This is a genomic window from Pseudomonas tensinigenes (genome assembly GCF_014268445.2).
GTDB classification, from domain to species: Bacteria; Pseudomonadota; Gammaproteobacteria; order Pseudomonadales; family Pseudomonadaceae; genus Aquipseudomonas; species Aquipseudomonas tensinigenes.
Window position 1 is genome coordinate 2,648,195 of the sequence record NZ_CP077089.1, and the last position, 26,672, is coordinate 2,674,866.

The following is a 26,672-nucleotide window of genomic DNA, read 5'->3' on the forward strand; positions in this document are numbered from 1 at the left end:
TGCGTTCGCTTACAGGTTTTTGTAAAGCCATTTGGGCATGTAGTACTTGCGCCGGTTGAACACGCTACCGACCACTTTTGCACCGGCCTGAGTCAGGCGTTGCACGGCGGCCTGGGCGACTTCCCAGCGGGTGTCTTCGGCGCGTACGACAAGCACCACGCCATCGACTTGCGTGCTGATGACCAGCGTGTCGGCATCGGAGTACACCGCGTCGCCATCGATCACCACAAAGCGGTACTGGCTGCCCAATTGATCAAGCAACGGGCTCAGACGCTCGGCGGTCAGGTGCTCCAGGGTGCGGATCGGCCGGCCGTTGGGCAGCACGTGGAACGGCAGGCTTGAGACCTGTACCACGCAGTCCTGCAACAGCGGCGGTTTGTCGGGGTTGAACAGCAAGTCGCGCAGACCGCGCTCCTTGCTCAGGTTCAACTGCTGGGTGAGATTGCTCGCCGACTGACTGGCATCGACCAGCAGCACTTGGCCGCTGCTCATTTGCGCCAGTTGGCTGGCCAGCGCCAGCGCACTGGTGGTGGTGCCTGAGCCGGGGTTGGCGGCGGTCAGGAACAGGATCCGCAGATCGAGATCCAGCACGGTCGAGGTCAGGTTCGATTCGCTGGGGGTGGCGATGCTCAGGCTTTTGTTGGTTGAACCGTCCATTAGCTTGCTCCGTGGCCGCTGAATACTTTGAAGGGGGTTTTCAACAGAATCTTCAGATCAAGCAGAAGGCTCTGCTCGGCGATGTAGCTGAGGTCCAACTCAACGCGCTGGTCGAAGTCGATATTGCTGCGTCCGGAGATCTGCCACAGGCCGGTCATGCCGGGGTAGATCGCCAGACGCGCGAGGTGGTTGTCCTTGTAGCGGTAGGCGTTGAACGAGGTCGGACGCGGGCCGACCAGGCGCATGTCGCCGGTCACTACATTGATCAGATTGGGCAGTTCATCGAGGCTGGTGCGCCGCAGGAAACCGCCGATGCGGGTGATGCGCGGGTCGTGGTCGATCTTGAAATCGATCGCGTCGGCACCGTGCTTGTTGAGGTGACGCAGTGACTCTTTCAACTCTTCGGCGTTGGCCACCATGGTGCGGAATTTGTACATGCCGAATTTGCGCCCGCGATAACCGGTGCGTTTCTGCACGAACATCACCGGACCTGGGCTGCTGAACTTGATGACCAGCGCCAGACCCAGCAACAGCGGGGAAATCAGCACCAGGATCAGCAGCGCCCCAAGGCAGGCGACCACGCGATTGGTGCGTGACAGTTGCCATGGCCGACCGCCGTCGCGGCCCGTGAACCAGCCGCGACCCTGGCGATGAATCGCCGCGTCGAGACGCATTCGGTGCTCGGGATCCACGCGCTTGTCGCGGCGCATTTCTAGGATCGGTACACCTTTCTCATGTCCAGTCATGGAGTCCTCCACATGAATTCAGCCGCGAACGGCGCGTGGGCGATAGGCAGTGGGGTAGTAGTCGCGGAACCAGGCGATAAAGCGTCCGAGTCCCTCATCCAGCTCTATCCGGGGCTGAAATCCGGTGGCCTGGGCCAGATCGCTGGCCTCGGCGCAAGTGTTGAGCACGTCGCCCGGTTGCAGCGGCAGCAACTCGACAATGGCGGTCTGACCGAGGTGCTTTTCCAGCAGTGCCAGATAGGTTTTCAGCTCGACCGGGTGCTGCCCGCCGATATTGAACAGCCGCCACGGCGCCATGCTGCTGGCCGGGTCGGGCTGCTCGCGATCCCACTGCGGATTGACCTGCGGTGGCTGCTCGATGAGGCGGGCGATGCTTTCGATGATGTCGTCGATGTAGGTGAAGTCGCGCTGGTGCTCGCCGTAGTTGAACAGCTTCAGCGGCGTGCCTTCGCTGATCGCCCGGGCGAACTGGATCGGTGACATGTCTGGCCGGCCCCAAGGCCCGTACACGGTGAAAAAGCGCAGGCCGGTGCAGGGAATTCCGAACAGATGGCTGTAGCTGTGCGCCATCAGCTCGTTGGCTTTTTTAGTGGCGGCGTACAGCGACAGCGGGTGATTGACGCCGTCCTTCACCGAATAGGGCGTGTGCTGGTTGGCGCCGTAGACCGAACTCGACGAGGCGTAGATCAGGTGTTCGACCGGGTGATGCCGGCAGCTCTCCAGAATGTTCAGGAAACCGTCGAGGTTGCTGTCCAGATAGGCCCGTGGATTGTCCAGCGAGTAACGCACTCCAGCCTGCGCGGCGAGGTGGATTACCACTTGCGGACGTTCGCGGACAAACAGTGCTTCGATGGCCGAGGCATCGGCCAGGTCAACCGTAGCGAGCTGGAAATCGCCGGCCTGCTCGCGCACCCATTGCACGCGGTCGTGCTTGAGTTGCGGGTCGTAGTAGCTGTTGAAGTTATCCAGCCCGACCACCGAGTGCCCGTCGCGCATCAGCCGCAATACGCAATGAGCACCAATGAAACCGGCCGCACCGGTGACCAGCACCTTCATGGCCGTAGCCCTTCAGGGGCAATGTGGCGCAGACCGATGCCGCTGTAATGCAGGCCGGCGGCCGCCACTTGTTCCGGGTTGTACAGGTTGCGGCCGTCGATGATCACCTTTGAGCGCAGCTTTTCGGCGAGCAAATCGAAATCGACCACGCGGAAGTTTTTCCACTCGGTGCAGATCACCAGCGCATCGGCGTCTTCCAGAGTGTCGTCGCGGGTGGCGCACAGGTGCAGATCGTTGCGGTAGCCGTAGAGGCGCCGGCATTCGGACATGGCTTCCGGGTCGTAGGCCTGCACACTGGCGCCTTCAGCCCACAGCGCATCCATCAGATAACGGCTTGGTGCTTCGCGCATGTCATCGGTGTTCGGTTTGAACGCCAGGCCCCAGATCGCGATGGACTTACCGGCCAGCCCTTGCGGGAACTGTGCTTTGAGTTTGCTGAACAGGATGTGCCGCTGCAGGTCGTTGACGTCGGTGACGCTGCGCAGCAGTTTCAGCGGCATGCCGTTGTGTTCGGCGGTGTGCAGCAGGGCGCGCAGGTCCTTGGGAAAGCACGAGCCACCGAAGCCGCAGCCCGGATAGATGAAGTGGTAGCCGATGCGCGGATCAGAGCCGATGCCTTTGCGCACCGCTTCGATGTCGGCGCCAAGCAATTCGGTAAGGTTGGCCAACTCGTTCATGAAGCTGATGCGCGTCGCGAGCATGGCGTTGGCCGCGTACTTGGTCAGCTCGGCGCTGCGGTTGTCCATGAACATCAGTTTTTCGCGGTTGCGGCAAAAGGGTGCGTACAGCTCGCTCATCTGCTCGCGGGCCGCGTCGTCGTGGGTGCCGACGATGATCCGGTCCGGGCGCATGCAGTCGGCGAGGGCGCTGCCTTCCTTGAGGAATTCCGGGTTGGACACCACGCGCACCGTGAGACTGCTCTTGTCGCGGCGTTGCAGTTCGCTATTGGCGGCGGCGAGCACCTGATCGGCCGTGCCCACTGGCACCGTGGATTTGATGATCAGGGTGCGGTCAGCTTCCATGTACGAAGCGATTTGCCGAGCAACGTTGATCACGTGGCTGAGGTCGGCGGAGCCATCCTCATCGGCCGGGGTGCCGACGGCGATGAAAATCAACTCGGCATGCTCGACCGCGTCACTGGCCTGAGTACTGAACAACAGACGACCAGCCTTGATGTTCTCCTCAAGCGTGCTGGACAAACCTGGCTCGCTAATGGGCGGAACTGCTTGTTGCAGTTGTTTGATTTTATTTGGGTCAATGTCCACGCATAAAACGCGATGACCGACATCTGCAAGTGCGGCGGCTTGTATAAGTCCGACATAGCCAGTGCCAAATACGCTCACGTCCATCTGCGCACCTCAATAACACCAAAAGTTAACTACGGAATGAGATAGTTAAAGGGGTATAGCGCAGCGTTTGAAAAGCGTGTCAGCAAAATGACATGTTGCATCTGTATAACACTTGAGCATTTTTTGGCGATTGGCCATCAAGTCATTGCTGCGATTGAATTTGTTGCTTTTGTGCAGATTTGTTCAGATTTAAAATATGCGATAAACGGTCGTAAGCCGCTAATTTAAAGGCTTGTAGCGTTTTGGCTGTGTCAGATTTGAGTCACCGTTTTTTTGACGCTTTCTACAAAAAACAGTCAATTCTTGCGCTTTTATGGCCGGGTGCTAGTGTCAGGTTTTGACTGACAAACCTTTGACTCCCTGCCGTTTTGCCCGATCGGTATCGCCATGTTCAGATATGCCAAAGAAATGTTCTTAATTGTTTATTTGTTGATGTATTCCGAATATTACATTGATCGGTTAAATGCTATCGGCCTCGGTTTTGCTGTACTTCTTTTTGGCGCGATGTTTTTGGCGCTTACTTTTGCGTTATATCTAATGGCGTATATAAGGCAGGCTCTCATTCGCCACGTGTTCGCATTGGCAATGTTTGCCTCGGCAGTGTTTTTCGATGTTTATACCCGGGTCACGGCGGATTACCTGACCTACAGCGGTTTCGTCTCATTGGTTTACTCCGGCGGTTTCATCCAGGAAGCGGCGTACCAGTACCGGGACGCACTCCTGCGTGGCGTGCTCAGTGGTTTGCTGTTGCTGTTCGGCATCGGCCTGAAACCCCGCCATGGGTTGGCAATTCCCAACGCGTTGCGTGTGGCGGCGCCGGTGTGCGGCGTGTTGCTGCTCAGTGCCGTGCTGTTTTTGCGTGCGGGTGAGGGCGCCCGTGGCTTGCCGATCATGTACACGCCGCTGGCCTATCTGAATCTGTTTGCCTACGAAGCGCTGCATAACACGGTCGGCCCGCGCGAACCGGTGACACTGGCGCGCACCTCGCAAGCGGTCGGCCATGACATCGTGCTGATCATCGACGAAAGCATTTCCGGCAATTATCTGGACATCAACGCGCCGTTTGGTGTGCACAGCAACCTCAAACAAGCGCGTCCTGGCGTCGACATCTTCAATTACGGCTACGCCGCGTCCATTGCCAATTGCAGCGCCGACACCAACGTGACCCTGCGCTACGGCGGTACCCGCGCCGATTACATGCGCATCAACACAACGTTGCCATCGATCTGGCAGTACGCCAAAAAGGCCGGGCTGCGCACCGTCTACATCGACGCCCAGCGCACCGCCGGCAATCTGCAGAATCTGATGACCGATACCGAAAAGAAGGACATCGACCAGTTCGTGCAATTCGACCAGACCAGCGTGCGCGATCGCGACATGGCGGCAGCGGCGAAACTCATCGAATTGCTCAACGACGACAAGTCAGAGCTGGTGGTGATCAACAAGGTCGGCGCGCACTTCCCGGTGCATGACAAATACCCGGATGCGTTCATGGCCTACCGTCCGACCTTACCGCGCGGGCAGTTCACCGAGGTGGCCGATACCGGTGAACGCAACGGTTTCAATGGCCAGCCGGATGACTGGGTGCTGTATCGCAATGCCTACAAGAACACCGTGTTGTGGAACGTCGGCGAGTTCTTTGCGCGGGTGTTCGCCGAGGGCAATCTGAACAATGCGCTGCTGATCTATACCTCTGATCATGGCCAGGATTTGCACGAACGCGGTAATCCGGGTTTGAACACTCACTGCGGTGGCGACCCGGTGGAGGAGGAAGGATTGGTGCCGCTGGTGGTGATTCAAGGCAGCGAGCTGAAGACGCTGGACTGGTCGGCGCAATTGGCGGCGAACAAGGATCGTTCCAGCCACTACAACATTTTTCCGACCCTGCTGCAGTTGATGGGCTATGACCTGGCGGGGATCGAGGCGGTTTATGGCAAGCCACTGAGTGTCGCGACGGCGGATGAGTTCACCTTCAACTACCGCTTCAATGCGCGGTTGGGGGCCAAGCCTGAGTGGAAGCACATTGATCTGGGCAGCATTGTCACGCCGTCGCAGGCACCGGCGAGTGTCGCGGCGGGGCAGTAAGTTTTGAGTTGGCTGGGCCGACGCTTTCGCGAGCAGGCTCGCTCCCACATTTGGAACGCGCTCTACCTGTGGGAGCGAGCCTGCTCGCGAAGGGGCCATTTGCTTCAACGCAAGATTCAGGTCTGTCACCGGCATCCGCTATCCTTGCCCCACACTGACCGATCAGGTGGCGGCATGCTTCGTGTTGAAAACGTCTTCAAAAGCTATCTCACCCCGCAAGGCCCATTGCCGGTGCTGCAAGGTGTCGACCTGACGCTGGAATCCGGCAGCAGCCTGGCACTGATGGGCGAATCTGGCAGCGGCAAAAGCACATTGCTGCACCTAGTGGCCGGGCTCGACAAGGTCGACAGCGGCAGCATCCGCAGTGGCGAGCATCGACTTGAAGGCATGAATGAAGCGCAACTGGCCAACTGGCGGCGCACGGAAATCGGTCTGGTGTTCCAGCAGTTCAACCTGATCGGCAGTTTGCGTGTCGAGGACAATCTGGCCTTTCAGGCGCGTCTGGCCGGGCGCCATGAGCCGCGTTGGCAGGCGCATTTGGTGCAGCGTCTGGGCTTGGGTGATTTGCTCAAGCGTTATCCCGAGCAACTTTCCGGAGGCCAACAGCAGCGGGTCGCGTTGGGTCGGGCGCTGGCCTCGCAGCCGAAATTGCTGTTGGCCGATGAGCCCACCGGTAGCCTCGACGAAGCCACCAGCGACGAAGTCCTGCGGTTGTTGCTGGAATTGCTCGATGACACGCCAACCACTTTGTTGATGGTCACCCACAGCCCGCGAGTCGCGGCCCGATTGGCGCAGCGAGTGGTGTTGTCCAGTGGACGGCTGACGTGATCGTCTTTGCGCAAACGCTACGCGCGCTGCTCAGCCATTGGCGGCGCCATCCGGTGCAGTTTTTCAGTGTGCTGACCGGGCTGTGGCTGGCGACCAGTCTGCTCACCGGCGTCGAGGCGCTGAACAGTCAGGCGCGCGACAGTTACGCACGGGCCAGCCAATTGATCGGCGGCGAACCGCAGGCCAGTCTCAACACGCCAAACGGTGCGACTTTTGCGCAGCAATGGTTCGTTGATCTGCGTCGACAGGGCTGGCCGGTGTCGCCGCTGTTGCAGGGCCGGTTGCAGCTCAAGGGCATTGAGAATCAGCGGCTGCAATTGATGGGTATCGAACCGGTGTCGTTGCCGGCCGATTCGGCGGTGGCCGGGCAGGCGTTGCCGATTGAGCGTGTTGTCGAGTTTTTCACGCCACCGGGCAGTACGTGGATTTCACCGGAAACCTTGCAAGCGCTGGATCTGCGTGAAGGCGACACACCGCAAACGGCTAATGGTCTGCGATTGCCGCCGTTGCTCGCGCAAAAGGACATGGCGCCCGGTCTGTTGCTGGTGGACATCGGCGTCGCGCAAACCCTGCTGGAACAACCCGGACAATTGTCGCGGCTATTGCTGCCCAAGGATTTTCACGCCGAGCTGCCCGCCGTGTTCAAGGGACAGTTGCAGCTCAAAAGCAGCGTCGAGGAAAACAATCTGGCGCGACTGACCGAGAGCTTTCACCTGAATCTCGATGCGTTGGGTTTTTTGTCGTTCATGGTTGGCTTGTTCATCGTCCACGCCGCGATTGGCCTCGCTCTGGAGCAGCGGCGCGGCTTGTTGCGTACGCTGCGCGCCTGCGGGGTCAGCGCGCGGCTGTTGATCTTGTGCTTGATCGTTGAGCTGAGTGTGCTGGCGCTGATCGGCGGGCTGTTCGGCGTGATCAGCGGTTATTGGTTGGCCAGTGCGTTGCTGCCGGATGTCGCCGCCAGCCTGCGCGGATTGTATGGCGCGGAAGTGGCGGGGCAGTTGCGCCTCAGTCCTTGGTGGTGGTTCAGCGGCATCGGCTTGAGCCTGCTCGGCGCCCTGCTCGCCGGGGCTAACAGTCTGCTGCGCGCCGCCCGTTTGCCGTTGTTGGCCGTGGCGGATCCGCAAGCCTGGCATCAGCAATATGCGCGCTGGTTGCGCCGACAAGGTTGGCTGGCAGCGGTATTGGGCTTGATCGCGTTGGCGGCGTTGATCTGGGGCGACAGTCTGGCCAGCGGTTTTGTCCTGATGGCCGGATTGCTGATCGGCGCCGCATTAGCGCTGCCGGTGTTGCTCAGCGCGCTGTTGAATCAATTGCTCGGGCGCAGTCGCTCGGTGCTCGGCCAGTGGTTTCTCGCCGACTGCCGTCAGCAATTACCGGCGCTGAGCCTGGCATTGATGGCGTTGCTCCTGGCGCTCGCCGCCAACATCGGCGCCGGCAGCATGACCGCCGGTTTTCGCCAGACCTTCAACGATTGGCTCGAGCAACGCCTGAGCGCCGAGTTGTATATCAACCCGAGCAATCCGGCACAGTCGCGGGAAATGTACAGTTGGCTCAAACAGCAGCCGAATGTTGCAGCAGTGCTGCCCAACTGGCAGGTTGCGGTGACGTTGCAAGGCTGGCCGGCGGAGGTGTTCGGCATTATCGATCATGCGTATTACCGCCAGCACTGGCCGTTGCTCGATGTCAGTGGCAGCGACCCGTGGGCGCATCTGGCCACCGACGATGCGGTGATGCTCAGCGAACAACTGGCGCGTCGGCTGAAGGTGCGGGCGGGTGATCGACTGACGATTCCTGCGCCGAATGGCGCGTGGTCGCCACGCATCGTCGGCATCTACGCCGACTACGGCAATCCCAAGGGACACTTGCTGGTCAACATCAATCACTTGCTGCGCGGCTGGCCACAACTGACGCCGAACCGTTTCAATCTGCGCATCGAGCCGCAGAACATCCCGGGATTTTTAGCTGCATTGCAGGCGCGCTTTCAACTGGATGACAGCCGCATCGTCGATCAGGCGCGGCTCAAGGGCTGGTCGGTGCAGGTTTTCGAACGCACCTTTGCGGCGACGGCGGCTTTGAACAGTTTGACGCTGGCGGTGGCGGGTGTGGCGCTGTTCATCAGCCTGCTGACCCAGAGTCAAAGTCGCCTCGGCCAACTTGCACCGCTGTGGGCGTTGGGCGTAACGCGGCGGCAATTGATGCTGCTCAATCTCGGTCAGACCTGGCTACTGGCGGTGCTGACGCTGGTGCTGGCGTTGCCGCTGGGGATCGCGCTGGCGTGGTGTCTGGACGCGGTGATCAACGTGCAAGCGTTTGGCTGGCGGCTGCCGTTGCGGGTGTTTCCGTGGCAATTGCTGCAACTGATGGGGTTGGCGTTGCTGGCGACGTTGCTGGCGTCGGCATGGCCGCTGTACTCGCTGTACCGCACGCAACCGGCGGATCTGTTGAGGACGTTTGCCCATGAGGATTAACTTCGTTGTGCTCATGGTTTTGTTGCTGCTCGGTGGTTGCGATCAATCAGCGCCGGAGCAAAAAGGCTTTGCCGGCATGGGCGATCAGGCGTTGGCGTTTACGCCGGTGGTGCCGGGGCGGGTGTTCAGTTTTCCGGCGGATCATGGCGCGCATGACGGGTTTCGTATCGAGTGGTGGTACGTCACCGCCAATCTCAAGGATCAGCAGGGCAATGAGTTCGGTGTGCAGTGGACGCTGTTTCGCAGTGCGCTGAAACCGCTGGCGGAGCAGGCCGGGTGGGCTGATCAGACGATCTGGCTGGGGCATGCGGCAGTAACCTCCAGCACGGTGCATCACGCCGCCGAACGTTACGCCCGAGGTGGAGTAGGGCAGGCCGGTGTGCGGCTGGCGCCGTTCGAGGCGTGGATTGATGATTGGCGGTTCGCCAGTCAGGCGCAGGATCCCTTGAGTGACCTGCAACTCAGCGCTCGCGACAAGGACTTCGCCTATCAACTGCACCTGACTTCCAGCCGCCCGCTGGTGTTGCAGGGCGACAAGGGTTTCAGTCAGAAATCCGAAGAGGGGCAGGCGTCGTATTACTACAGTCAGCCGTTTTTCCAGGCCAGCGGCACATTGCAGATTGACGGCCAGAGCTACACCGTCAGCGGCCCGGCGTGGCTTGATCGCGAATGGAGCAGCCAGCCACTGACCGCCAATCAAACCGGTTGGGACTGGTTTTCCCTGCATCTGGACAGCGGCGAACACGTGATGCTTTACCGCATGCGCCAGAAGGACGGCGCGCCGTATCTCACCGGCACGTGGATAGCCGCCGATGGCCAGACGCAAACCCTGCGCCGTTCGCAGATCCAGCTCACTCCGCAGGACACCGCCAAAGTCGCCGGCCGCGCGATGCCGGTGAAATGGTCGATCAGCATCCCCGACAAAAAACTCGACATCAGCCTCGACGCGCTCAACCCGAATGCCTGGATGAACCTGCGCATCCCTTATTGGGAAGGCCCGGTGCACATCCGCGGCAGCCATCCCGGCCAGGGCTATCTGGAAATGACCGGGTACTGAAAGGTACCCACGAATCCCTGTAGGAGCTGCCGAAGGCTGCGATCTTTTGATCTTGTTTTTTAAAAGCAAAATCAAAAGATCGCAGCCTTCGGCAGCTCCTACAAAGGATCGGTTTGAACTTGGCTTGGTGTGTTGTCCTCTACAGAAAAATCTGCCGAGGATTAGCCATGAGCGACGACCTGCAACCCCCAGACATGACCACCTGGCAACGCCTGTTCGACGACGAAACCTACTGGCAACAATCCCCCGACGCGCATTATTTCGACCTGCAGCGCATCGCCGACGACATGCTCGGCCAGGGCGCCATCGACCTGGAGCAATGGCAGATCCTGCGCGCCAAAGCCGACGACCTGCACAAGGATTCCCCCGCCATCAACGTCACCCGTGAACTCGACGACCCCGAAGCCTGAGGACCACCCCATGAAACCCATCACCCAAGGCGAACACCCCGACGAACCCCGTCCACCGGGCGAAACCGAACGCGACAACGACGCCCTGCGCCCCACCGACCCGAAACAGCGTGAAAACTCCGGGAAAGGCACGCCCAGCGGCGAATCCACCGCGCAGGACACCGCAAAACAACAAACACCAGCCAAGCCCTGAACAGCGTCTATGCTCAGTGGCACGTTCGTCGCCGAAGCCAATTCGGCGCCGGGCGCTGCCATTCATCACAGGGAAAGTATTGCTTATGAAGCTCGACGCATTGGCCAAGGCCATCACCCTCGCAACCGTACTGTCCGCCACCAGCTTCGGCGCCATGGCTGCCGATATTCCGCTGTCTGCCACTGTTGAAGCAGATCAGGTCATCACCAAAGTGATCTCCGTCGATGCCGCCAACCATCAGGTTGTGCTCGAAGGTGCCGAAGGCAAGCCGGTTCACGTTCAGCTCACTGATAAGGCGAAAAACCTCGCCAATCTCAAGCCCGGCGATCAGGTCAACATTCAGGTACAGCGTTCTGTCGCCGCTTACCTCGACACCGATGTGGATAAAGGTCTGCCTGGCACCACCGAACGTACCGGTGAGTTGCGTAAGGCCCCGGGCAGCGATAACCCCGGTGGCGAGGCGTATCGTCAGGTTCAGGTGCAATTGAAAATCACCAAAATTGATTTGAAGACAAATCAGGTGACCCTGCAAAACCCGGCGGGCGTGTCGAAAGTTCTCGACGTGAAAAAGCCTGAAATCCAAGCCAAACTGAAAGATCTGAAAGAAGGGCAGAGCGTCATCGTCACTTACACCGATATCTTGAAAGTGACCAGCCAACACGAAAGTTGAGCATTAACTCTACAGAATGATTGTTCTTGTACAGCTTTAAGTATGAGAGCAATCATATAAAAGAACCTGTAGGAAGTTTCCCGGTAAATATCGGTGGGAAACACTTTTTAACTTTCCAGTACAAAAATTTCATGTTTAAGCATGAGGACATATCTGCCAACTTCAATTAAAATCCTCCCCGTTCGCCCAGTGTCAGGGCTCTTTACCGGTGCATGGATTGCCAGGCCATTACACTGGGCGAACACCTCTTCGGAGTAGTTGTATACAATTTCTGCAAGCAAAAAGGGCGACTTTAAAAGTCGCCCTTTTTGTTTGCGGTGGATTAAACCGAGATTTGCACGTCAGGCTTGCTGCTCTTGAAAGCGCTTCAGCGTGGCCTGATACATTTTTGTCCTGCGGTGATTTTTCCCGTAGGTGCCCGCCGCCGCGACGGTGCCTGCCTGGATGTGATCCAGATAGCTGAAAATCTTGCGCGGTGACAGGAACTTGATGCCATAGCCCAGGCTGCTCATTCGATCTTGCAACGTGTAGCCGGGCACGAGGTCATCCATGCAGAAGTGCAGGCCTTGGGACTTCATCAAGCGCGCATTCCACAATGTGCAGAAACTTTTCAGATGCGTTTCTTTGTACGGCCTTGGCATTTTCGAACGCATACCCAGACGCACTTTCGCTTTACGAACATAGTGCTTGCAGAAGCGCGAAGTTAGACGCCAAGTGTCACGAACAATCCCGCGATTGAGTTGTTCGACACAACCGACTGCAGCCATGTCCGGCGTTTTCGTGCACTCGCGCATCATCATGGCAAACACTTCCTTGTCATAGACAAAGGTGTCGGTGTGCAACAGAAACAGATAATCGGTGTCGACTTTTTCCAGTGCCAGATCCAGTGCTTTACCGTGCGCAATATGGCCAGCTTCCTTGCCCGGCGAAGGCCGTTCGATCAAGTTGATCCAGTCGAGCGTGCGCAAGTAATCGAGACTGGCATCCGCCGAATCGTTATCCACCACCCACACCGGAATGCGTTGCTCCTGGACGTGCTCGCGCAAAAGTTCGAGGCACATTCGGGTGATGTCCGGGGTTTTGTAATTTACCAAGACAAGGCTGAAATTCGACGATGGCTGGGTTGGTAAATCAAACGCTTTCATGTCGGAAGGACTCATCTGCGATTCAAGGGCGACTGGGTTTCGTGGCTGCGATCGTAGCGAGGCAACCTTAGGCGAACCTTAATTTGCGGATGTGACGGTAGATGTATGCCGAAGAGAGGCGGCTGGTCTCATGAAATGCATGGGGTGCTGCCGGTCATTACCGGATAAAATGCGCGTCCCTCTCACGGTTCAAGGAAGAAACGGCGCACGCCGTTGTGTCACGGATGAAACCACTTTCCCTCTACCACCCGGCCTTGTACTGGCTGCGCGTGTGGCAAAAAAGACTGTTCCGCCAAATTGCCTGGCGCTGTTCCAGCAAACGCTACGCACGCCCCGTCGCCACGGCCGAGCGCATGCCATATCGCTATCTCAAACACACCTCGAAACTCATCCGCAAACTCGGCGACTCCGACCTCGCCCTGCAACACAACAAAGTCATCAACCTCAAACTCGCCGTCGCCGCCATCGACGGCGTCATCATCGCCCCCGGCGAACACTTCTCCTTCTGCCGCTTGGTCGGCCGCCCGACCTCGAAGCGCGGCTACGTTGAAGGCATGGAACTGTCCTTTGGCGAGGCTCGACGCGGGGTAGGCGGTGGCATCTGCCAACTGAGCAACCTGATTCACTGGATGGCCATTCATTCACCGCTGGTAGTGGTCGAGCGCTCCAACCACAGCTTCGACCCGTTTCCGGATGAAGGGCGGGTGCTGCCGTTCGGATCCGGGGCGGCGATTTTCTATAACTACGTTGATCTGGTTCTGCATAACCCGACGGATCGGAGCTTTCAGTTGAAGTTGAACGTCGGCGAGACACAACTCGAAGGGGAGTTGTTGTGTGATCGGGTGAGGGGATATCGCTATCACGTGTTTCAAGAGGCGCATCGGTTTGTAAGGGAGGGTGCGCGGGTGTATCGGGAGAATGAGATTTGGCGAGAGGTGAGGGAGAAGGGGCAGGTTGGGGAGTTGGTGGAGCGGGTGAGGTTTGATCTGGTCAAACGATACTGGACACGGTTATAGGGTTTTACCCTTTTTCATGCCGCCAGGGCCTCCATGTCCACCGGAGTTCGGTAGCCATTGTGACTGTGCAGCCTGATCCGATTGTAATAATGGGTCAGGTAGCGCAACACATCGGTACTGGCCTCGTCTTCGTTTCGGTAGCCTGTCTTGGGTATCCATTCAGATTTCAAACTGCCAAAGAAACGCTCCATCGGCGCGTTATCCCAGCAGTTTCCTCGTCGACTCATGCTTTGTTTTATGCGCATGTCCGCCAGCGTTTCACGAAACACTTTACTACTGTAATGACAGCCCTGATCCGAATGGAACATTAGGTTTTCAGGGCGTCCTCGCGACTCGAAAGCCATCTTTAACGCTCGACAGGTCAGAGCTGAATCCGGACTTCTGGACATCGCCCAGCCGACGATGCGGCGGGCATGCAGATCAAGTACAGCAGCCAGATAAACCCAGTAAGTACCGGCCCAAATGTAAGTCACGTCGCCACACCACACTCGATTGGGGGCCTCGACATTGAATTTACGCTCCAAATGATTGGGGGCGTATTGCGCCTCCGCACCGCTGGGTTTGTACCGATGCCTGCGCCGTTGCTGGCTCTTCAAACCGAGCTCGCGCATCAGGCTACGAGCCATGTAACGACCTACCGACTCTTTTTCGTTACACAGCGCTTTTGACAGGCTGCGCGCGCCCATTGAGCCGCGACTTTGCTCATGTAATTCGGCAGCCTTGATCTTTAGGCGATCGCGCCCGACATGCACTTTCGCCCGCTGTTTCAGACGCTCGTAATAACTGCTGCGGTTGATACCAAACACGCCACACAACTCGGATCTTGGATATTGCTCGCTTAACTCCTCGACCAGCCTTACCGATCGAGGGAATCCGACATCAAGAGAGCTGTAGCCTTTTTTAAAATTTCCTTCTCGCGCTCAATCCGTCGAATTGTTGCTTCCAGTTCTTGGATGCGTTGTTGGTCAACGGTCATGGCCTTGGACTTCTCAGGCGTCTTGCCGCTGCGCTCCGCACGCAGTTGCTCAACCCAGCGGCGCAGAGCTGTAGGGCCCACGCCCATTGCTTCGCAGGCTTCACTAACCGAATAGTCTTTATCCAAAACCAGGCAAGCCGCATCCCGTTTGAAATCTGTCGAAAAATATCGTCTGGTCAAATCACACCTCGTCGTTGGGCGTAGATTAACGCCCTTTGGGGGTGTCCAGAATCATTAAGCCAGATCAGTTGTATCGGAATCGGGTGGTGGTTAAGTATGAGGTGGCAGAGAACCTCATTGAGGCGGAATGCTGAAGTGAAAATTTGACAGCGCCTTCTATTGTTCTATACGTGATGATCGTCTGACCATCATGAGTCAAACATGAAGGACTCGATTTTCTCAATAAATGCTATTTTGCTCTGGGTTCTAAATTCACCAAGATATTTTTCCGAACCTTTTATAGGAGCACCTTTTCTGTCGTATTTGATCAACAGAAAGTCGATAACAAACTCTCCGTCAGGGTCACCTTCGGGCTCAACTCTCGAATCGAAACAGTGACCAGTCGAACGGCGTGTGCCGCCTAACAAAACGGAGCTACAGAACCAAGCTGATGTCTCAGGGGTAAGGTCAACCTCGAACAGATTGTTGATTGTGATTGTCCAGCCACTTGGAACTCGGATGGATTGTAATTTGTACTCCAATTGTTTTCTCATTTTTGGATGTTGAAGAGCCATATTTTTTAGTGGGATTGAGGTCGAAAATGTAAAAAGGGTTCAGTTTGACCTTGATTCTAGGTCAGAAAAATTTAACTGGTGTCCATCTGTTTCTTAGAGTTTGCTTATAATTTCGGAAAGATTGTCTTTGTTAACCTTTATAGCCCTAATTTTATTAAGAGTGAACATGATTTTTTCCGATTGCTCCGCAGGGCCTATCAGTTGTGTGGATGAATGGGTGTCGCTCTCGATGAAGCGCACTATTATGGTTTCTAGATTTTTCGTTAAGAAATTATAAATGCCTTGTGATGTGACGCCCTTATCGATTTTTCTGAGGCCGGACCATAGTTCTAAAAGGTCAGCTTCTGTTTTTCTCAATAACAGGAAAGTATTTCGATGCTGAGTTAGCTCGTTTGGTGAAAAATCGAAACTCTTCGTTTTTTCAGATGAAATGTATGAATATATTTTTGATTGTTAATTTTTCCTTAAAAAGCCATTCGCTTTCAAGGTTTTTTCTATATCTTTTCGAAGAAAGATCTCTTGAATTTTTTGATCCTCTAAGGAATAGCCAACAGTTCGCCACTTGAGAATCACCGGCCAGTCTGTTGCCAGGTATTCACTCATCTCTTTCCAAACTGACCATAATTCTTGAGTTGACGCACAAAAAATAGTAAAACTCATAAAGTCCAGAGTCAGTGAGTTTGTTGGCTGTTCACACAGTTGAATGCCTGGTTCGTAAGTGTAAAGTTTGTTCATGTTTGTTGTTTTCAATTTTATTCGGTTTTAATAAGTTTTTCTATATCTGTTGAATATAGTAGGGCGGGAATTGTCATGGTTAACTGGGTTTTCGTAAAAAATTTCATCTTCAGCCCACTCATGAAAAAAAACTGAGTTTTATTTTTGTTGATGTGGGTTTTCCTGAGTTTTATTAATCAGGGGCAGATCACGTTAAATAACGAGAAAACGAATGCCTTCCAGGGGCAGATTGTAGATGCAAAAAAAAACTGTGGAACTGTCCTCGTTTTATTTCATTTTATCGCCCGATTACAATGATTTGAAGTGGAGCGTATTATTTGTATTTGTCTTGCAGCTTTTTCAATATGGGCTCGATATCCGTACTTTTTGTCAGTTTTTCCAACTGACACCACTCTGTTATGCACTCAATGGCCTCATTGAAAGGCAGAGAAATATGGCTCTCCATGAATTCGAATGCAATACCTTCTATTAGGTATTCGGGAATGTTATCTGGGTCAGTGTCAGTGCTGATATAAATCCCTGACATTTCAATTCCGAACCCTTGTGAGTCGAGAAGGCTTTCCAACACTTTTGGAAGAAAGCTGGAATTATGCAGCGACGAGGACTCCAAAAGATCTAATAAGCAATTATGGATTGTGTTTTTTTTGCTTGTAGTCAGCGTAGTCATATTCTTGTCATCAATTCATAGGGTGTTGTTCAGGCACAGATCACGTTAAATGGCAAGAAAGAGGAGAGTTTCCAAAGGGCAAGTTGTAGGCACAAAAAAGAAATCATATCTGCCTTCGTGTTATTTCAAGTAAATAGAATTTTCGTCAAGCATGGCGTAAGAAGTATGCATTCAAGCAGGAGAGTGGTCCTCACCAAAAATAAAGGTCCATATTTTGTTTGAGATTTAAGATGTCAATATTTTTAGTTCTACGTCAAAGACGTAAAAAACGTGGTCTGTCCTCGATCACACCCATTTTTGGCGAATTTTTATTTTAATCTAGTGGGTAGTCACAAGTCCATGGAGGGGTGAAAAGTTTGGGGTTTATATTGTGTTCATGAAGGAAGGAGTTTATCTCTTCTTCTGTCTCTAAGATTTTCCATGTTGTGATTGTTGTGTCGTTGGCGCCAACACTATCTCTTGTTTCAAGAATGTGAGTTGGAAGGGTAAACTCTACAATAACGTACTTAGAGTGCCTTGCATCTTCTAGGAATTTATAGTAAAGCTCTCCAGGGTGCCTATCTTCGAAATTTAAATGATAAACAGCGTAGATTGCGACCCACTTTCGAAGTGACTCATCCTGCGTCGGAAGCTCTTGAGCAATTTCTGTATATGATTTTGCCTCTAGGCCCCACCACACTTTTCTAGGGATTGTTTTGGGAGTGTTCATTTTTGTCCTTCAAATGGGTTTGGCCAATAGATTCGAATTACTTTTCCATCTTTCGGGTGCAGTTGCAAGTGTGGCATGGCCGCATCTGGGTCAGTAGGGCTATGATTTGCCATATGAACTTTTCGAGTCTCCAAATTTGATGCTGGCGTATCATCCCAATGTAATAGTTTTATTTAGGGGCGGACCACGTTAAATAGCGAGAAAGAAGAGAGTTTCCATGCGGCAGTTTATACATGTAAAAAACTGTGGTCTGCCTCGTTTTAAAATAAGGAATGGTGGTCTGCCCCCGTTTTACCTTCAGGGACATACCTCCTTCAGACAAAATAAAACGTGGTCTGCTCCCCGTTTACAGCGTTACTATTTCAGTTGGTAGCTAAATTTCTCATCCAGTCCAAAGCTTTCATCTTGGGTTTTGACTCGTTCAAGAATAATTAATACTTTTCTATATGAGTCGCCCATTAGTTCTTCTGAATGTTTTGAGTTTGTCCAAATTAATTCAATTGGGCGCTCTACATCGGTGCTGAGCAGATCCCAAAGCGCATTAAGATTATTTCCATAGTATTGAGTAACAGAAAAAGCAGACGCTATCCGCTTATGGAATTCTTGCTCAGATGAGATGGATAATCCGTCAAGCTCAACTATCATTTTGATTTACTTCCACTTTCCGATAGAGTTAACAGTTTCGTAATGATCACTAATTATGTAAAGAAGTCCGTCGTCTGAGTAGAGTAGCCTAGTCCCCGGCTGATTGCTCCGCGATATCGTGTTATTGAGATCGACGTCAGCTTCATACTAGGTTCGGCCGGGGGCTGAAGGAAGTACATTTGTATCGTTGTAACAAACCTCACCGCCTAGCTGCCCGCCAGGAACGCTATTGTTGACTGCTTTACCCTTTTTCCATCCGCTTTGTGTTACCTGATCCTTTGTAACGTGGTCTGGGGGAAGATCACCAGTGGCCCGCAAACTTTCGACTAAAGCATAAAAGGGGACAGATTTATTTTCAGTTAGTACAAAATAAACCTGTCCCCTTTTTGTCTTTTTATTCGTTTGGTTCGCTCCTTTTTTAAAGATTTTTAATGGTGTGAGGTTTAATATGTTGTTAAGGGGCAGACCACTATAAATAGCGAGAAAGAGGAGAGTTTCCAGAGGGCAGATTATAGATACAAAAAAGAAACCGTGATCTGTCCCCGTTTTCTCGTGGTCTGTCCCCGTCTTACGGAGGCAGCGAAGACTAGGAAAGATTGAAGAAAGCTTTGCGCGATGATGTGAATCATCAGCCGCAGAACCTGTAGTGGATTTGTGGGGAACCCACAGGTTTTTTCCCCGATTGCGACCGATTATGGCTTTAGGGTTTCCAGAATTTAATTTTTTCCAGGTGGCGCTCTATATCATCCATGTCATCATCTCCAAGTGTTGAGTCAAAGTTCTTGCTGATGATTTTTCTTACTTTGGCAAGGCGCTGAGTAACCTTTTCATTATCAATAAAGTCGGTGGTGGCCTTCCGGTAATCTTCGACGGGTTTATCCGCGTAGTAGCTTCCCATTTTGTGTAGTGAAATTAGGATGAACTCGATGTCTGCTAGAACTTCGAGTGCATCCTTTCCATTAAGAACTATCTGTTTGTTTTTTTCTAGCATCATTTCCGCCGGTTGAATGTTGGATTCTCTAGCTTCACATTTCCTTTAATCGTAAGCTCCATTGTGCCGTATCTAGGGTTTTTTACCCATTCAAGTTGAGAGTCCGGCACGTCTGTTTCAATGTAGTCTCTGCCGCGTCCTCTGCCAATTTGATACTTATCTTCAGCATCTAGTTGACTCAATGGCTTTTTGTTGGCAGGTTCCACGTAGACACGATTGTTATCCTGAGCTTGGATTGCTCCATCACGTTCGATGCCAGTGGATCCCTTTCTGTTGGTGTAATGCCGGACGCGAGTCGTACTTTCTCCGCGTGGTGCGGGAGCAGGTACTGCAGGTGCGCCTTCATTGACTCTCGCTTTTTCTGTAGGGTTTCCGACATTACCCGTAGATTTGGATTTTTTCTTTGGGCACTCACTATTCAACCCCAGCGGATCCACCCACCCCGTAGGGTTGGGCACGTACTGGTAGCTATTTAACCCACCCGCAAGCTTGATCGGATCCGGCGTCAAAAACCGTCCAGTCCCCGGATTGTAGTAGCGGTGCCGGTTGTAATGTAACCCTGTCTCGGCATCGAAATACTGACCCTGGAATCGCAACGGGTTATCGATCTCGCTGACGTCCAGCGCGGCGAGATTACCGTAGGCTCGGTACTTCGCCGACCACATGATTTCACCGCTGTAGTCGGTGAGCTCCTGCGGTGTGCCGAGGTGGTCGAGTTGGTAATAGAACGGCGTCGCTTTACGTGGGCCTTCGCCATCGAGCATCGCCAATGGGCGGAAGCTGCCCGGTTCGTAGATGTAGCTGCGGTAACGGTTTTCGGCGCTTTCGGCAATCAGGCGTTCGCCTTGCCACAGGAATTCGGTGATGTGGCCATCGACGGTTTTTTCTATACGTCGACCGAAGGCATCGTACTTGTAGGTTGCTGTGCTGCCACCCGGCAGGCTAACGCCGATCAAGCGGTGCTGGCAGTCGTAACGATACTCGGTGACGAGTTTCTGTCCTGTGCCACGGCGTTCGCGACTCAGGTTGCCGTACGCGTCGTACTCGTAGTGACGATCACCCTGCATCAGCAGGCGGTTGCCTTTGACGTTGGCGAGGTTTGCTGTGCCTTCATTGCTTTGGCCCAGCAGGTTGCCCGCCGGGTCATGGGCGAAGCTTTCCGGAGTAGCACCGCGCACGCTGATGAGTCGATCGAGCGGGTCGTAGTGGTAGCTGCGATTGCCTTTGCGGCTGTCATCAATGCCAGCGAGGTTGCCGTTGGCATCGTAATTATAACGACGCTGGAACAGGTTCTTGTCTCGCTGGCCAACAGTGTGGGCTTGCAGGCGGCCTTGTTCGTCGTACTGGTATTGGCTGAGCAGCAAACCTTGCTGACGTTTTTGTTCGCGCCCAGCACTGAACTGGTGAGAGGTCAGGCGCGAGCCATTGAGGTCGATGTTGCTCAGTTGCCCGCCCGGTTGGTGACGGTAATCGAGTTTGCTGCCGTCAGGGAGGCGGCAGTGTTTGAGCTGACCAACGCTATCGTACTCGTAGCGCAGGGTGCCCCAACCTTGATGTTCTTCGATGAGGCGGTCTTGCAGGTCGTATTTATAGGCGAGCGGCCAATGACCGTCGTCGACGTTTACGAGGCGACCGAGGGCGTCGTAGCTGTAGTGGATTTCTTCGCCATCGGCCAGGGTTTTCACCAGCAGCCGGCCAGCCGCATCGCGCTGGTACTCGGTGACCAGTTCGCTGCCATCGTCGCCGAACTCGGTTTTCTTCAGCAGTTGGCCGTTGAGGTCATACTCGTAAGCCGTACGACGACCGTCGAAACCGGTTTCCTGCTGGATCAGGCCGTTGGTGTAGTAATCGAGGTGGTATTGCTCGCCGCGCTCGTTTTCGATTTCAGTCAGCAGCAGACGTGAGTTGTCATAGCGATAGCGAAGTTGGCTGCCGTCGGGATTGATGCGGCGGCTGACCAGATGCAGGTTGTCGGCGTATTCGTACCGAGTGATGCGGCCGAGTTCATCGCGTTCAGCGGTGACATTACCGTAGGCGTTACAGGTAAACGCACGGGTTGCGCCGCCCGGCAGCGTGACCTGAGCGAGGCGATTAGCTGCGTCCCACTGGTATTGGGTAATGGCGCCGGACTCTTCTTGGCGGGTGATCTGCCGACCCAGCGCGTCGTAGCGATACTTGCGCTGGCCGCCATCGGGCAGGCGTTCTTCCAGCAACTGGCCGAGGTTGTTCCAACCGAGTTGATGGCGACTGCCGTCCGGGTGGCGAATCTCCAGCAGACGCCCCTGGCCGTCGTAGCTGTATAGCGTGGCATTGCCGTCCGGATCGATTTGCTGGGTGATATCGCCCTGTCGGTTGCGTTGGTACTTCCAACTGGCTTTGCCGCGATGAACATCACTCACGAAGCCGTTGATGTATTCGTACGTTGTGGCTTCGTGTTCCGGCGGGATAACGGCAGTCATCAAGCCGTTGTCGTCGTAGCGGTACTCGGTGACGGCACCCAGCGGATCCTTTTCCGCGATCAATTGGCCTTTGTCGTTGTAGGCCTTGAGATGCTCGGCACCGTCCGGGTCGATCTTGCTGATCAGTCGCGCCTGATCATCGTGGGTGTACACCTCTTCGCTGCCGTCGGCGTTGGTGACAGTCACGCTGCCTTTGTCATCCCAGGCGTAGTGCGCTTCCATCTGCGAGAAGTTGGCCCAGTGATGTGTGCAACGAGACAGTTTGCCTTCGTTCTCCCACTCCCAGTAAAAGGCCGCGCCGCCTGCGAGTTGCCGCTCGAGAATGACGTGCTGTTCGTTGTAGCGATAGCGCTCGGCTTCGCCAGCTGCGTTCTTCGCCTCGATCAAACGATGCTGGGTGTCATAGCTGTAGGTGACCAGCGTCTGCACCGTATTCCAGGCGTCTTCCAGATTGTCAGCAGGCAGAAACTGCTGATAGTCGACCGCGACGATGTGTTTTCGGTCGTAGCGCAGAAGCAAGGCGCGACCGGCGCCATTGTCGAGGCGTTTGATACGACCATGGATATCGCGAGTGACGTGCAGTCGATTGCCATAGCTGTCGCTGATGGCGATCAGGGTGGCGCCTTTGCTGTTAAAGCGGAAGTGGTAGAACGATGGACGCTTGCCGGCTTGGGCCAGAATCAGTTCCGATGGATCGTCACCGAGGAAAATCGCAGCTTTTGAAAGGCTGTTGGTGATCGCGGGACGTTGTTCACTCGGGAGCGGGAAGGGCGTTGCGCGATTTTCGTGGTCGGTCCAGATGACTTCATCGCCATTGATGTCAATGCGATGAGCCAATGCATGGCTCCAGCCATAACCCAGACCGCAATCAACTTCCACAGCACTGGTTCTGTAGAGACGCGTCCACTCAAACGGCAGTATCCCGTCGAGTTGACCGTCGGTCAGCGTCAACAGCTCTTCACCGGTCACCATCGAAACCGGGCACCCGTTAGTGCAAGTCTCGGCGGCAGGTTCTGCACTTTTGTCGGCAGGTGTCTTCGCTTGCTTGGAAGCATCGTCAGCTATTTTACCGTCCGCGAGTTTCGCGTTTTTCTTCCCATCAAAACGCAACTCGGAAATTCCGTTTCTCACCTTGGCCGTCACACCCCGCGCCGCAACAGCGGTGTATTTCGCGACGTATTCCATAAATCCATTGATGATCTTGAACAGCGACTTAACGAAACCGACCACGGCGTTGATGACAAGCTCACCGTATTTCTTCAGTCGGGCAGCGAGGTAGAGAACCCCGGTACCTTCAGCCGCAATGGTTAGAACCACGCCAATGACGATGTCGATGGCGATGCCGACGACCATGGCCGTGGTCATCTTCGCGATGTCGCCCGCCATCTTCATTGGCGGCAACCCTGCGAGCCAGATCACGGCGCTTCGAACCAGCAGGAACAATGCTGCTTCATCGCTGGCCAGTAACATGGCCTTTTTCATAACGTCCGGTGTGCTTTGGGCGATATCGATTAGCTTTTGTGCGCCAGCACCGAGATCATCTTTGAATTTTCCCGGGTCTTGCAGGATGTCGAGCACCTGATTGATGCCATCCCACACACCCTTGATGGCCTCCCAGCCACCTTCAAGAATGCCGGTACCAATCGCCATTGCAGTGCCCGAGGTGGAAAGGTTCGACCATTGCGGTTTGAAACCTGCCCACTCCTTACGCAGAAAACCTTCCAGGTCAGCTGTCACGCCGCTGTAGGAGCTGAACAGCGCATCGATCTGCGCCGGTGTCACTTCGTGATGAACGCGGATCTCGTAGAACTTGCCCGGGATGCCACCGGTCCAGGCGGCTTTGCCTTGTGCGTCGAGTTTGACCTTGCTGACTGCACCACCTTCCACGGCGACAATTTCGACTTCGATATCGCCTACCGGAATGTCATAAACCGACTCGAATTTACTTTCGATCAGCAACGGTCCCTTGAGCGGGCACTGAGCCACGTTCGAAGTGAAATTACCGTCGGTCATGCTCACCGCTTTGCTGGTGTTGCCAACCTTGATCACTCGCTCCATACCCAGCAAGGAGGGCAAGTCAGCGGCTCGACTGGCCTTGTCGGCAGCCCGCGCATACCAGGTTTTGGTTTGTTCCTGATACAGCTTCAGACTGTCCTTGAAGGTGTTCAGTTGGTTGTCAACAAAGGCAACGCGATCCATCAGCCTTGCTCCAGAATCAGGTGGTTTAACAGTGCTTCTTTAAGGTTTTTTGGTGCGTCCGGACGACGCACGAAACGGCTGACTTTCAGCTTCAGGTTGTTCTCGGGCCAAGCGGTATAAATGTCTGGTCGGTCTTCTTCCAGCCACTGCATCAAGTTGCTGATCAGCGTCGTCGGATTTTCCTTGGCCAAGCCGTCCAGTAACGGCTTCGGCACCTCCCACCACGGCCAATCTTTCACCTTCGGCACAACCCGCGTCCCAACCTCCAGCGACTGCCCATTAATCAGATACCGCTCAAACATCGGCAGCACTTCCCCAGCCTTCTCCCCCAGTCCATGCAGAATCGGGTAGATATGCCGTCCATCCCAAAACCGGAAAAACACCTCGGTCCCGTCCGGCATCTTCACCTGCGTCAGACTGCGCAGATGCTCGAACACTTCGTTCGGTTCCGAACGCGACACCGCCAGCCAGCCCCAATCAAGGGCATCGGTTTCAGCGATCCACGGCAGGAACGCGGAGTTGGCTTTGAGTTCGGTGACGTAGGGCATCACCGGTTGCCAGGTGGAGTAGGGCGTGCCGCCCCAGATTGGGATGAGCTGGGCGGTGGGTTCGGTGAGATACAGGTTTTTCAGCGCGTCGGAATCACTCGCCGCGCTGATGACCAAGTACAGGCGCTCGCCAGTCTGCAACGGCTGTTGCGCCAGCCAGTCCTTGGGCGTAATTCGATCAGATGGCACAGGCACCTGCCTTGCATTTTTCGCATTCTTCGCAGAATGGCGCGTTGCGTTTGAGGGTGTTGATCTGGGCCGGGGTCAGGACCTGGCCGGCCTTGTCGGCGTCGGCCTGTTTCAGGATTCCGGGGATCAGCGGGGCGGCGCCGGTGCCACTCCCCGGACTTCCGCCGGAGTTCATATTGATCACCGGCCCACTCATGGTCACGCCACCAGCATCAATCTTGATGAAGCTGCCGCCGCCGATCAGGGTCAACTCGGCGCCGGCTTCCATCACCACTTTCATGCCGCTGCTGAGGTGGATTTCCTGGCCGGCGTCGATGAACTGGCCAGTACCGATCTTGATGTGCTGATTGACGCCCACGGCGAGGTGGTCGTTGGCGCGGGTTTCGACTTTGCGGTCGGCGTAGACGGTGTGGTGTTCTTCGGCTTTGAATTCGCTGTAGCTGTTCTTTTCGACGGTGTCGTGGCGTTCGTTGCCGACGCGGATTTTCTGGTCGTGCTCGACGTTTTCATCCCAGTCGCGCTGGGCGTGCAGGTAGATCTGCTCCTGACCTTTTTTGTCTTCGATGCGCAGTTCGTTGTAGCCGCCACCGCCCATGGAACTGAGGGTCTTGAAGGTGCTGCGGGTCTTGTTTGCCGGCAGTGGATAGGGGACGGTGTTTTCCTTGTGGTACAGGCAGCCGCTGATCAGCGGTTGATCGGGGTCGCCTTCAAGGAAGGTGACCAGCACTTCCATGCCAATCCGCGGGATGGCGATGCCGCCGTACTGGGCGCCGGCCCAGGCGCTGGAGACGCGCAGCCAGCAGCTGGTTTTGTCGTCGGCCTGGCCTTCGCGGTCCCAGTGGAACTGGACTTTGACGCGGCCGTATTCGTCGCAATGGATCTCTTCGCCTTTCGGGCCGGTGACCACGGCGCTCTGGCTACCGAGGATGCGCGGTTTCGGGTGGCGCAGGGGCGGGCGATTCGGCACGTCCCACGGCGTGGCCTGAAAGCGGTTGCGGTAGCCCTGATGGAAATCGTCTTTCAGCGCAGTGGTGTCGCTGGTCACCGATTCTTCGAGGACTTGCGGCTGCTTGCCTTCGTGGAGGACTTCGGTCAGCAACCAGAGGTCATTCCATTTGGCTTTCGGGTGCGCGGTCAGGGCGAGGAAGTGGCCGCTGACCAGCAACGGTTGATCACTCTTGCCTTCAGCCAACTGGAAGTCGCTGCGATGACGTTCGAGGGCGCGTTTGGCCAGGTGTTTGCCGCGCTCGCGGTCGACGAAGCGGCCCGGGTAGTCGTAATCTTCAAGGTCGGGCAGGGCGTCGCCACGGTTCTCGCTTTCGAGGGTGAGGCGCGGTTTTTCGAAGTCGTAATCGCGGCGGGTGGTGCGGCTGGTGCGGGTTTCCAGGCGCAGGTCGAAACGCTTGATCACCGGGTCGCTGGCGACCATGCCGGAGTCTTGCTGATAGGCCACAGGCTTGAGTTTCGGGAATACCGTCTGGTCATCGCCGAACACCAGTTTGTGCGCCGTCGCCGTGTGCTGGAAGTGGTAGTGAATACCTTCTTCCTCGCACAGGCGCTGGATGAAATGCAGGTCCGATTCATCGTACTGCACGCAGTAGATGCGCTCGGGATAGATCGAACCAGTCTTGAATTCGTAGGCGTTGCTTTGGATACCGTGCTCTTCGAGAACCATGCCGATGATTTTCGGCACCGTGAGGTTCTGGAAGATGCGTTGATTGACGCGATGCGCCAGGTACGCCAGTTGCGGGCGCAGGGTCACTGAATAACGGGTCAGGCGTTTGCCCGAGTCACCTTGCGCGGCGCGATAGATCTGGCCGTGGATGCCGCTGCCGTCGGGCGACAGTTGCAGGAAGGCCGGTTTGTGCAGCAGGGTTTCGAGGTCCAGCGACGGCTGCTCACTGACCAGCTCCACCTCGAAGACAAAAGGCTGGCTGATGGCTTCCCGACCGGTGAGGGTAAACACCTGGAAATCGGCGGAAAGGCCTTCGATGGTCAGGGCAAAGTGGGTTTCATTGGCCGGCGCGAACATCCCTTGTTCCTCGTGCTGTACAGCGGCGTATGTCGACGACCGCAAAGCGGCTCAACTTACGCGAAATTCTGGAGGGCGAAAACAACATCGACCAGCAGAGCTGGCCGA

The 26,672-nt window shown here is 55.3% G+C and carries 23 protein-coding genes; 8 read left to right on the forward strand and 15 right to left on the reverse strand.

Features of this window, described 5'->3' with window-relative positions:
- Nucleotides 1-9: 9 nt before the first annotated feature.
- From HU718_RS11645 to HU718_RS11660, 4 genes are read right to left on the reverse strand one after another with little or no spacing between them, the layout of a single operon-like run.
- Nucleotides 10-657, reverse strand: a complete 648-nt coding sequence (locus HU718_RS11645) for a CpsD/CapB family tyrosine-protein kinase (protein WP_038369597.1) — start codon at nt 655-657, stop codon at nt 10-12.
- Nucleotides 657-1,403: a sugar transferase gene (locus HU718_RS11650; protein ID WP_186613445.1), complete on the reverse strand. Its 747-nt coding sequence runs from the start codon at nt 1,401-1,403 to the stop codon at nt 657-659. Before HU718_RS11650 ends, HU718_RS11645 begins: the two co-directional genes overlap by 1 nt.
- Before the next feature lie 18 nt (nt 1,404-1,421).
- Nucleotides 1,422-2,459, reverse strand: a complete 1,038-nt coding sequence (locus tag HU718_RS11655) for an NAD-dependent epimerase (RefSeq protein WP_150730586.1) — start codon at nt 2,457-2,459, stop codon at nt 1,422-1,424.
- On the reverse strand, nt 2,456-3,808 hold the full coding sequence (locus tag HU718_RS11660) for a UDP-glucose dehydrogenase family protein (RefSeq protein WP_150707405.1): 1,353 nt from the start codon (nt 3,806-3,808) through the stop codon (nt 2,456-2,458). Before HU718_RS11660 ends, HU718_RS11655 begins: the two co-directional genes overlap by 4 nt.
- 387 nt (nt 3,809-4,195) lie before the next feature.
- On the opposite strand from HU718_RS11660, the gene HU718_RS11665 reads away from it, so the two are divergent.
- From HU718_RS11665 to HU718_RS11695, 7 genes are all read left to right on the forward strand, one after another.
- Nucleotides 4,196-5,893 (forward strand): sulfatase-like hydrolase/transferase, encoded by a 1,698-nt coding sequence (locus HU718_RS11665; RefSeq protein WP_186613443.1) that lies wholly within the window; start codon nt 4,196-4,198, stop codon nt 5,891-5,893.
- 174 nt (nt 5,894-6,067) lie between these two features.
- The gene (locus HU718_RS11670; protein ID WP_186613441.1) at nt 6,068-6,721 is read left to right on the forward strand and encodes an ABC transporter ATP-binding protein; all 654 of its coding nucleotides are present in this window, start codon (nt 6,068-6,070) and stop codon (nt 6,719-6,721) included.
- Complete coding sequence (locus tag HU718_RS11675; protein WP_186613439.1) at nt 6,718-9,189, forward strand: ABC transporter permease; 2,472 nt, start codon at nt 6,718-6,720, stop codon at nt 9,187-9,189. Before HU718_RS11670 ends, HU718_RS11675 begins: the two co-directional genes overlap by 4 nt.
- The gene (locus HU718_RS11680) at nt 9,179-10,246 is read left to right on the forward strand and encodes a lipocalin-like domain-containing protein (protein WP_186613437.1); all 1,068 of its coding nucleotides are present in this window, start codon (nt 9,179-9,181) and stop codon (nt 10,244-10,246) included. Before HU718_RS11675 ends, HU718_RS11680 begins: the two co-directional genes overlap by 11 nt.
- A 167-nt stretch (nt 10,247-10,413) precedes the next feature.
- Nucleotides 10,414-10,656 (forward strand): hypothetical protein, encoded by a 243-nt coding sequence (locus HU718_RS11685; RefSeq protein ID WP_110721071.1) that lies wholly within the window; start codon nt 10,414-10,416, stop codon nt 10,654-10,656.
- A gap of 10 nt (nt 10,657-10,666) precedes the next feature.
- On the forward strand, nt 10,667-10,849 hold the full coding sequence (locus HU718_RS11690) for a hypothetical protein (RefSeq protein WP_186613435.1): 183 nt from the start codon (nt 10,667-10,669) through the stop codon (nt 10,847-10,849).
- An 85-nt stretch (nt 10,850-10,934) separates the two neighbouring features.
- Complete coding sequence (locus HU718_RS11695) at nt 10,935-11,519, forward strand: hypothetical protein (protein WP_016983329.1); 585 nt, start codon at nt 10,935-10,937, stop codon at nt 11,517-11,519.
- A 341-nt stretch (nt 11,520-11,860) separates the two neighbouring features.
- Here the strand turns inward: HU718_RS11695 and HU718_RS11700 are convergent, their stop codons facing one another.
- Complete coding sequence (locus HU718_RS11700; RefSeq protein WP_186613433.1) at nt 11,861-12,664, reverse strand: glycosyltransferase family 2 protein; 804 nt, start codon at nt 12,662-12,664, stop codon at nt 11,861-11,863.
- A gap of 224 nt (nt 12,665-12,888) precedes the next feature.
- Between HU718_RS11700 and HU718_RS11705 the strand changes: the two genes are divergently transcribed.
- Nucleotides 12,889-13,680: a VanW family protein gene (locus HU718_RS11705; protein ID WP_217868281.1), complete on the forward strand. Its 792-nt coding sequence runs from the start codon at nt 12,889-12,891 to the stop codon at nt 13,678-13,680.
- 14 nt (nt 13,681-13,694) lie between these two features.
- On the opposite strand, the gene HU718_RS11710 is transcribed toward HU718_RS11705, so the two are convergent.
- The 10 genes from HU718_RS11710 to HU718_RS11755 all read right to left on the reverse strand — a co-directional run bounded on the left by HU718_RS11710 (nt 13,695) and on the right by HU718_RS11755 (nt 26,564).
- A protein-coding gene (locus tag HU718_RS11710) for an IS3 family transposase (protein ID WP_437180867.1) occupies nt 13,695-14,836 on the reverse strand; the annotation gives its coding sequence in 2 pieces (ribosomal slippage) (nt 13,695-14,575 and nt 14,575-14,836; 1,143 coding nt in all).
- 188 nt (nt 14,837-15,024) lie between these two features.
- On the reverse strand, nt 15,025-15,357 hold the full coding sequence (locus HU718_RS11715) for a hypothetical protein (RefSeq protein ID WP_186616731.1): 333 nt from the start codon (nt 15,355-15,357) through the stop codon (nt 15,025-15,027).
- Between the two features lie 486 nt (nt 15,358-15,843).
- Nucleotides 15,844-16,125: a hypothetical protein gene (locus HU718_RS11720; protein ID WP_186616730.1), complete on the reverse strand. Its 282-nt coding sequence runs from the start codon at nt 16,123-16,125 to the stop codon at nt 15,844-15,846.
- 313 nt (nt 16,126-16,438) lie between these two features.
- Nucleotides 16,439-16,792: a hypothetical protein gene (locus HU718_RS11725; protein WP_186616729.1), complete on the reverse strand. Its 354-nt coding sequence runs from the start codon at nt 16,790-16,792 to the stop codon at nt 16,439-16,441.
- A 313-nt stretch (nt 16,793-17,105) separates the two neighbouring features.
- Nucleotides 17,106-17,501: a hypothetical protein gene (locus HU718_RS11730; protein WP_110721078.1), complete on the reverse strand. Its 396-nt coding sequence runs from the start codon at nt 17,499-17,501 to the stop codon at nt 17,106-17,108.
- Between the two features lie 357 nt (nt 17,502-17,858).
- The gene (locus HU718_RS11735) at nt 17,859-18,146 is read right to left on the reverse strand and encodes a barstar family protein (protein WP_102902782.1); all 288 of its coding nucleotides are present in this window, start codon (nt 18,144-18,146) and stop codon (nt 17,859-17,861) included.
- A 700-nt stretch (nt 18,147-18,846) separates the two neighbouring features.
- Nucleotides 18,847-19,137, reverse strand: a complete 291-nt coding sequence (locus HU718_RS11740) for a hypothetical protein (RefSeq protein ID WP_102902781.1) — start codon at nt 19,135-19,137, stop codon at nt 18,847-18,849.
- Nucleotides 19,137-23,795 carry an RHS repeat-associated core domain-containing protein gene (locus HU718_RS11745; RefSeq protein WP_186616728.1) on the reverse strand — a complete coding sequence of 1,553 codons (4,659 nt, stop codon included), beginning with the start codon at nt 23,793-23,795 and terminating at the stop codon, nt 19,137-19,139. Before HU718_RS11745 ends, HU718_RS11740 begins: the two co-directional genes overlap by 1 nt.
- Nucleotides 23,795-24,532, reverse strand: a complete 738-nt coding sequence (locus tag HU718_RS11750; RefSeq protein ID WP_186616727.1) for a DUF4123 domain-containing protein — start codon at nt 24,530-24,532, stop codon at nt 23,795-23,797. The genes HU718_RS11745 and HU718_RS11750 overlap by 1 nt, the downstream gene beginning before the upstream one ends.
- A complete protein-coding gene (locus HU718_RS11755; protein WP_186616726.1) occupies nt 24,522-26,564 on the reverse strand; it encodes a type VI secretion system Vgr family protein in 2,043 nt (680 codons plus the stop codon). Before HU718_RS11755 ends, HU718_RS11750 begins: the two co-directional genes overlap by 11 nt.
- Nucleotides 26,565-26,672: the final 108 nt, after the last annotated feature.

Excerpts from the sequence above, each read along its gene's own strand:
- HU718_RS11645 (WP_038369597.1), bottom strand. The coding sequence starts at position 657 with ATGGACGGTTCAACCAACAAAAGCCTGAGCATCGCCACCCCCAGCGAA.
- HU718_RS11650 (WP_186613445.1), bottom strand. The coding sequence starts at position 1,403 with ATGACTGGACATGAGAAAGGTGTACCGATCCTAGAAATGCGCCGCGAC.
- HU718_RS11685 (WP_110721071.1), top strand. The coding sequence starts at position 10,414 with ATGAGCGACGACCTGCAACCCCCAGACATGACCACCTGGCAACGCCTG.
- HU718_RS11665 (WP_186613443.1), top strand. The coding sequence starts at position 4,196 with ATGTTCAGATATGCCAAAGAAATGTTCTTAATTGTTTATTTGTTGATG.
- HU718_RS11730 (WP_110721078.1), bottom strand. The coding sequence starts at position 17,501 with ATGAACACTCCCAAAACAATCCCTAGAAAAGTGTGGTGGGGCCTAGAG.
- HU718_RS11705 (WP_217868281.1), top strand. The coding sequence starts at position 12,889 with ATGAAACCACTTTCCCTCTACCACCCGGCCTTGTACTGGCTGCGCGTG.
- HU718_RS11740 (WP_102902781.1), bottom strand. The coding sequence starts at position 19,137 with ATGCTAGAAAAAAACAAACAGATAGTTCTTAATGGAAAGGATGCACTC.
- HU718_RS11745 (WP_186616728.1), bottom strand. The coding sequence starts at position 23,795 with ATGGATCGCGTTGCCTTTGTTGACAACCAACTGAACACCTTCAAGGAC.
- HU718_RS11690 (WP_186613435.1), top strand. The coding sequence starts at position 10,667 with ATGAAACCCATCACCCAAGGCGAACACCCCGACGAACCCCGTCCACCG.
- HU718_RS11720 (WP_186616730.1), bottom strand. The coding sequence starts at position 16,125 with ATGAACAAACTTTACACTTACGAACCAGGCATTCAACTGTGTGAACAG.
- HU718_RS11660 (WP_150707405.1), bottom strand. The coding sequence starts at position 3,808 with ATGGACGTGAGCGTATTTGGCACTGGCTATGTCGGACTTATACAAGCC.
- HU718_RS11700 (WP_186613433.1), bottom strand. The coding sequence starts at position 12,664 with ATGAAAGCGTTTGATTTACCAACCCAGCCATCGTCGAATTTCAGCCTT.
- HU718_RS11695 (WP_016983329.1), top strand. The coding sequence starts at position 10,935 with ATGAAGCTCGACGCATTGGCCAAGGCCATCACCCTCGCAACCGTACTG.
- HU718_RS11670 (WP_186613441.1), top strand. The coding sequence starts at position 6,068 with ATGCTTCGTGTTGAAAACGTCTTCAAAAGCTATCTCACCCCGCAAGGC.
- HU718_RS11735 (WP_102902782.1), bottom strand. The coding sequence starts at position 18,146 with ATGATAGTTGAGCTTGACGGATTATCCATCTCATCTGAGCAAGAATTC.
- HU718_RS11655 (WP_150730586.1), bottom strand. The coding sequence starts at position 2,459 with ATGAAGGTGCTGGTCACCGGTGCGGCCGGTTTCATTGGTGCTCATTGC.
- HU718_RS11755 (WP_186616726.1), bottom strand. The coding sequence starts at position 26,564 with ATGTTCGCGCCGGCCAATGAAACCCACTTTGCCCTGACCATCGAAGGC.
- HU718_RS11680 (WP_186613437.1), top strand. The coding sequence starts at position 9,179 with ATGAGGATTAACTTCGTTGTGCTCATGGTTTTGTTGCTGCTCGGTGGT.
- HU718_RS11725 (WP_186616729.1), bottom strand. The coding sequence starts at position 16,792 with ATGACTACGCTGACTACAAGCAAAAAAAACACAATCCATAATTGCTTA.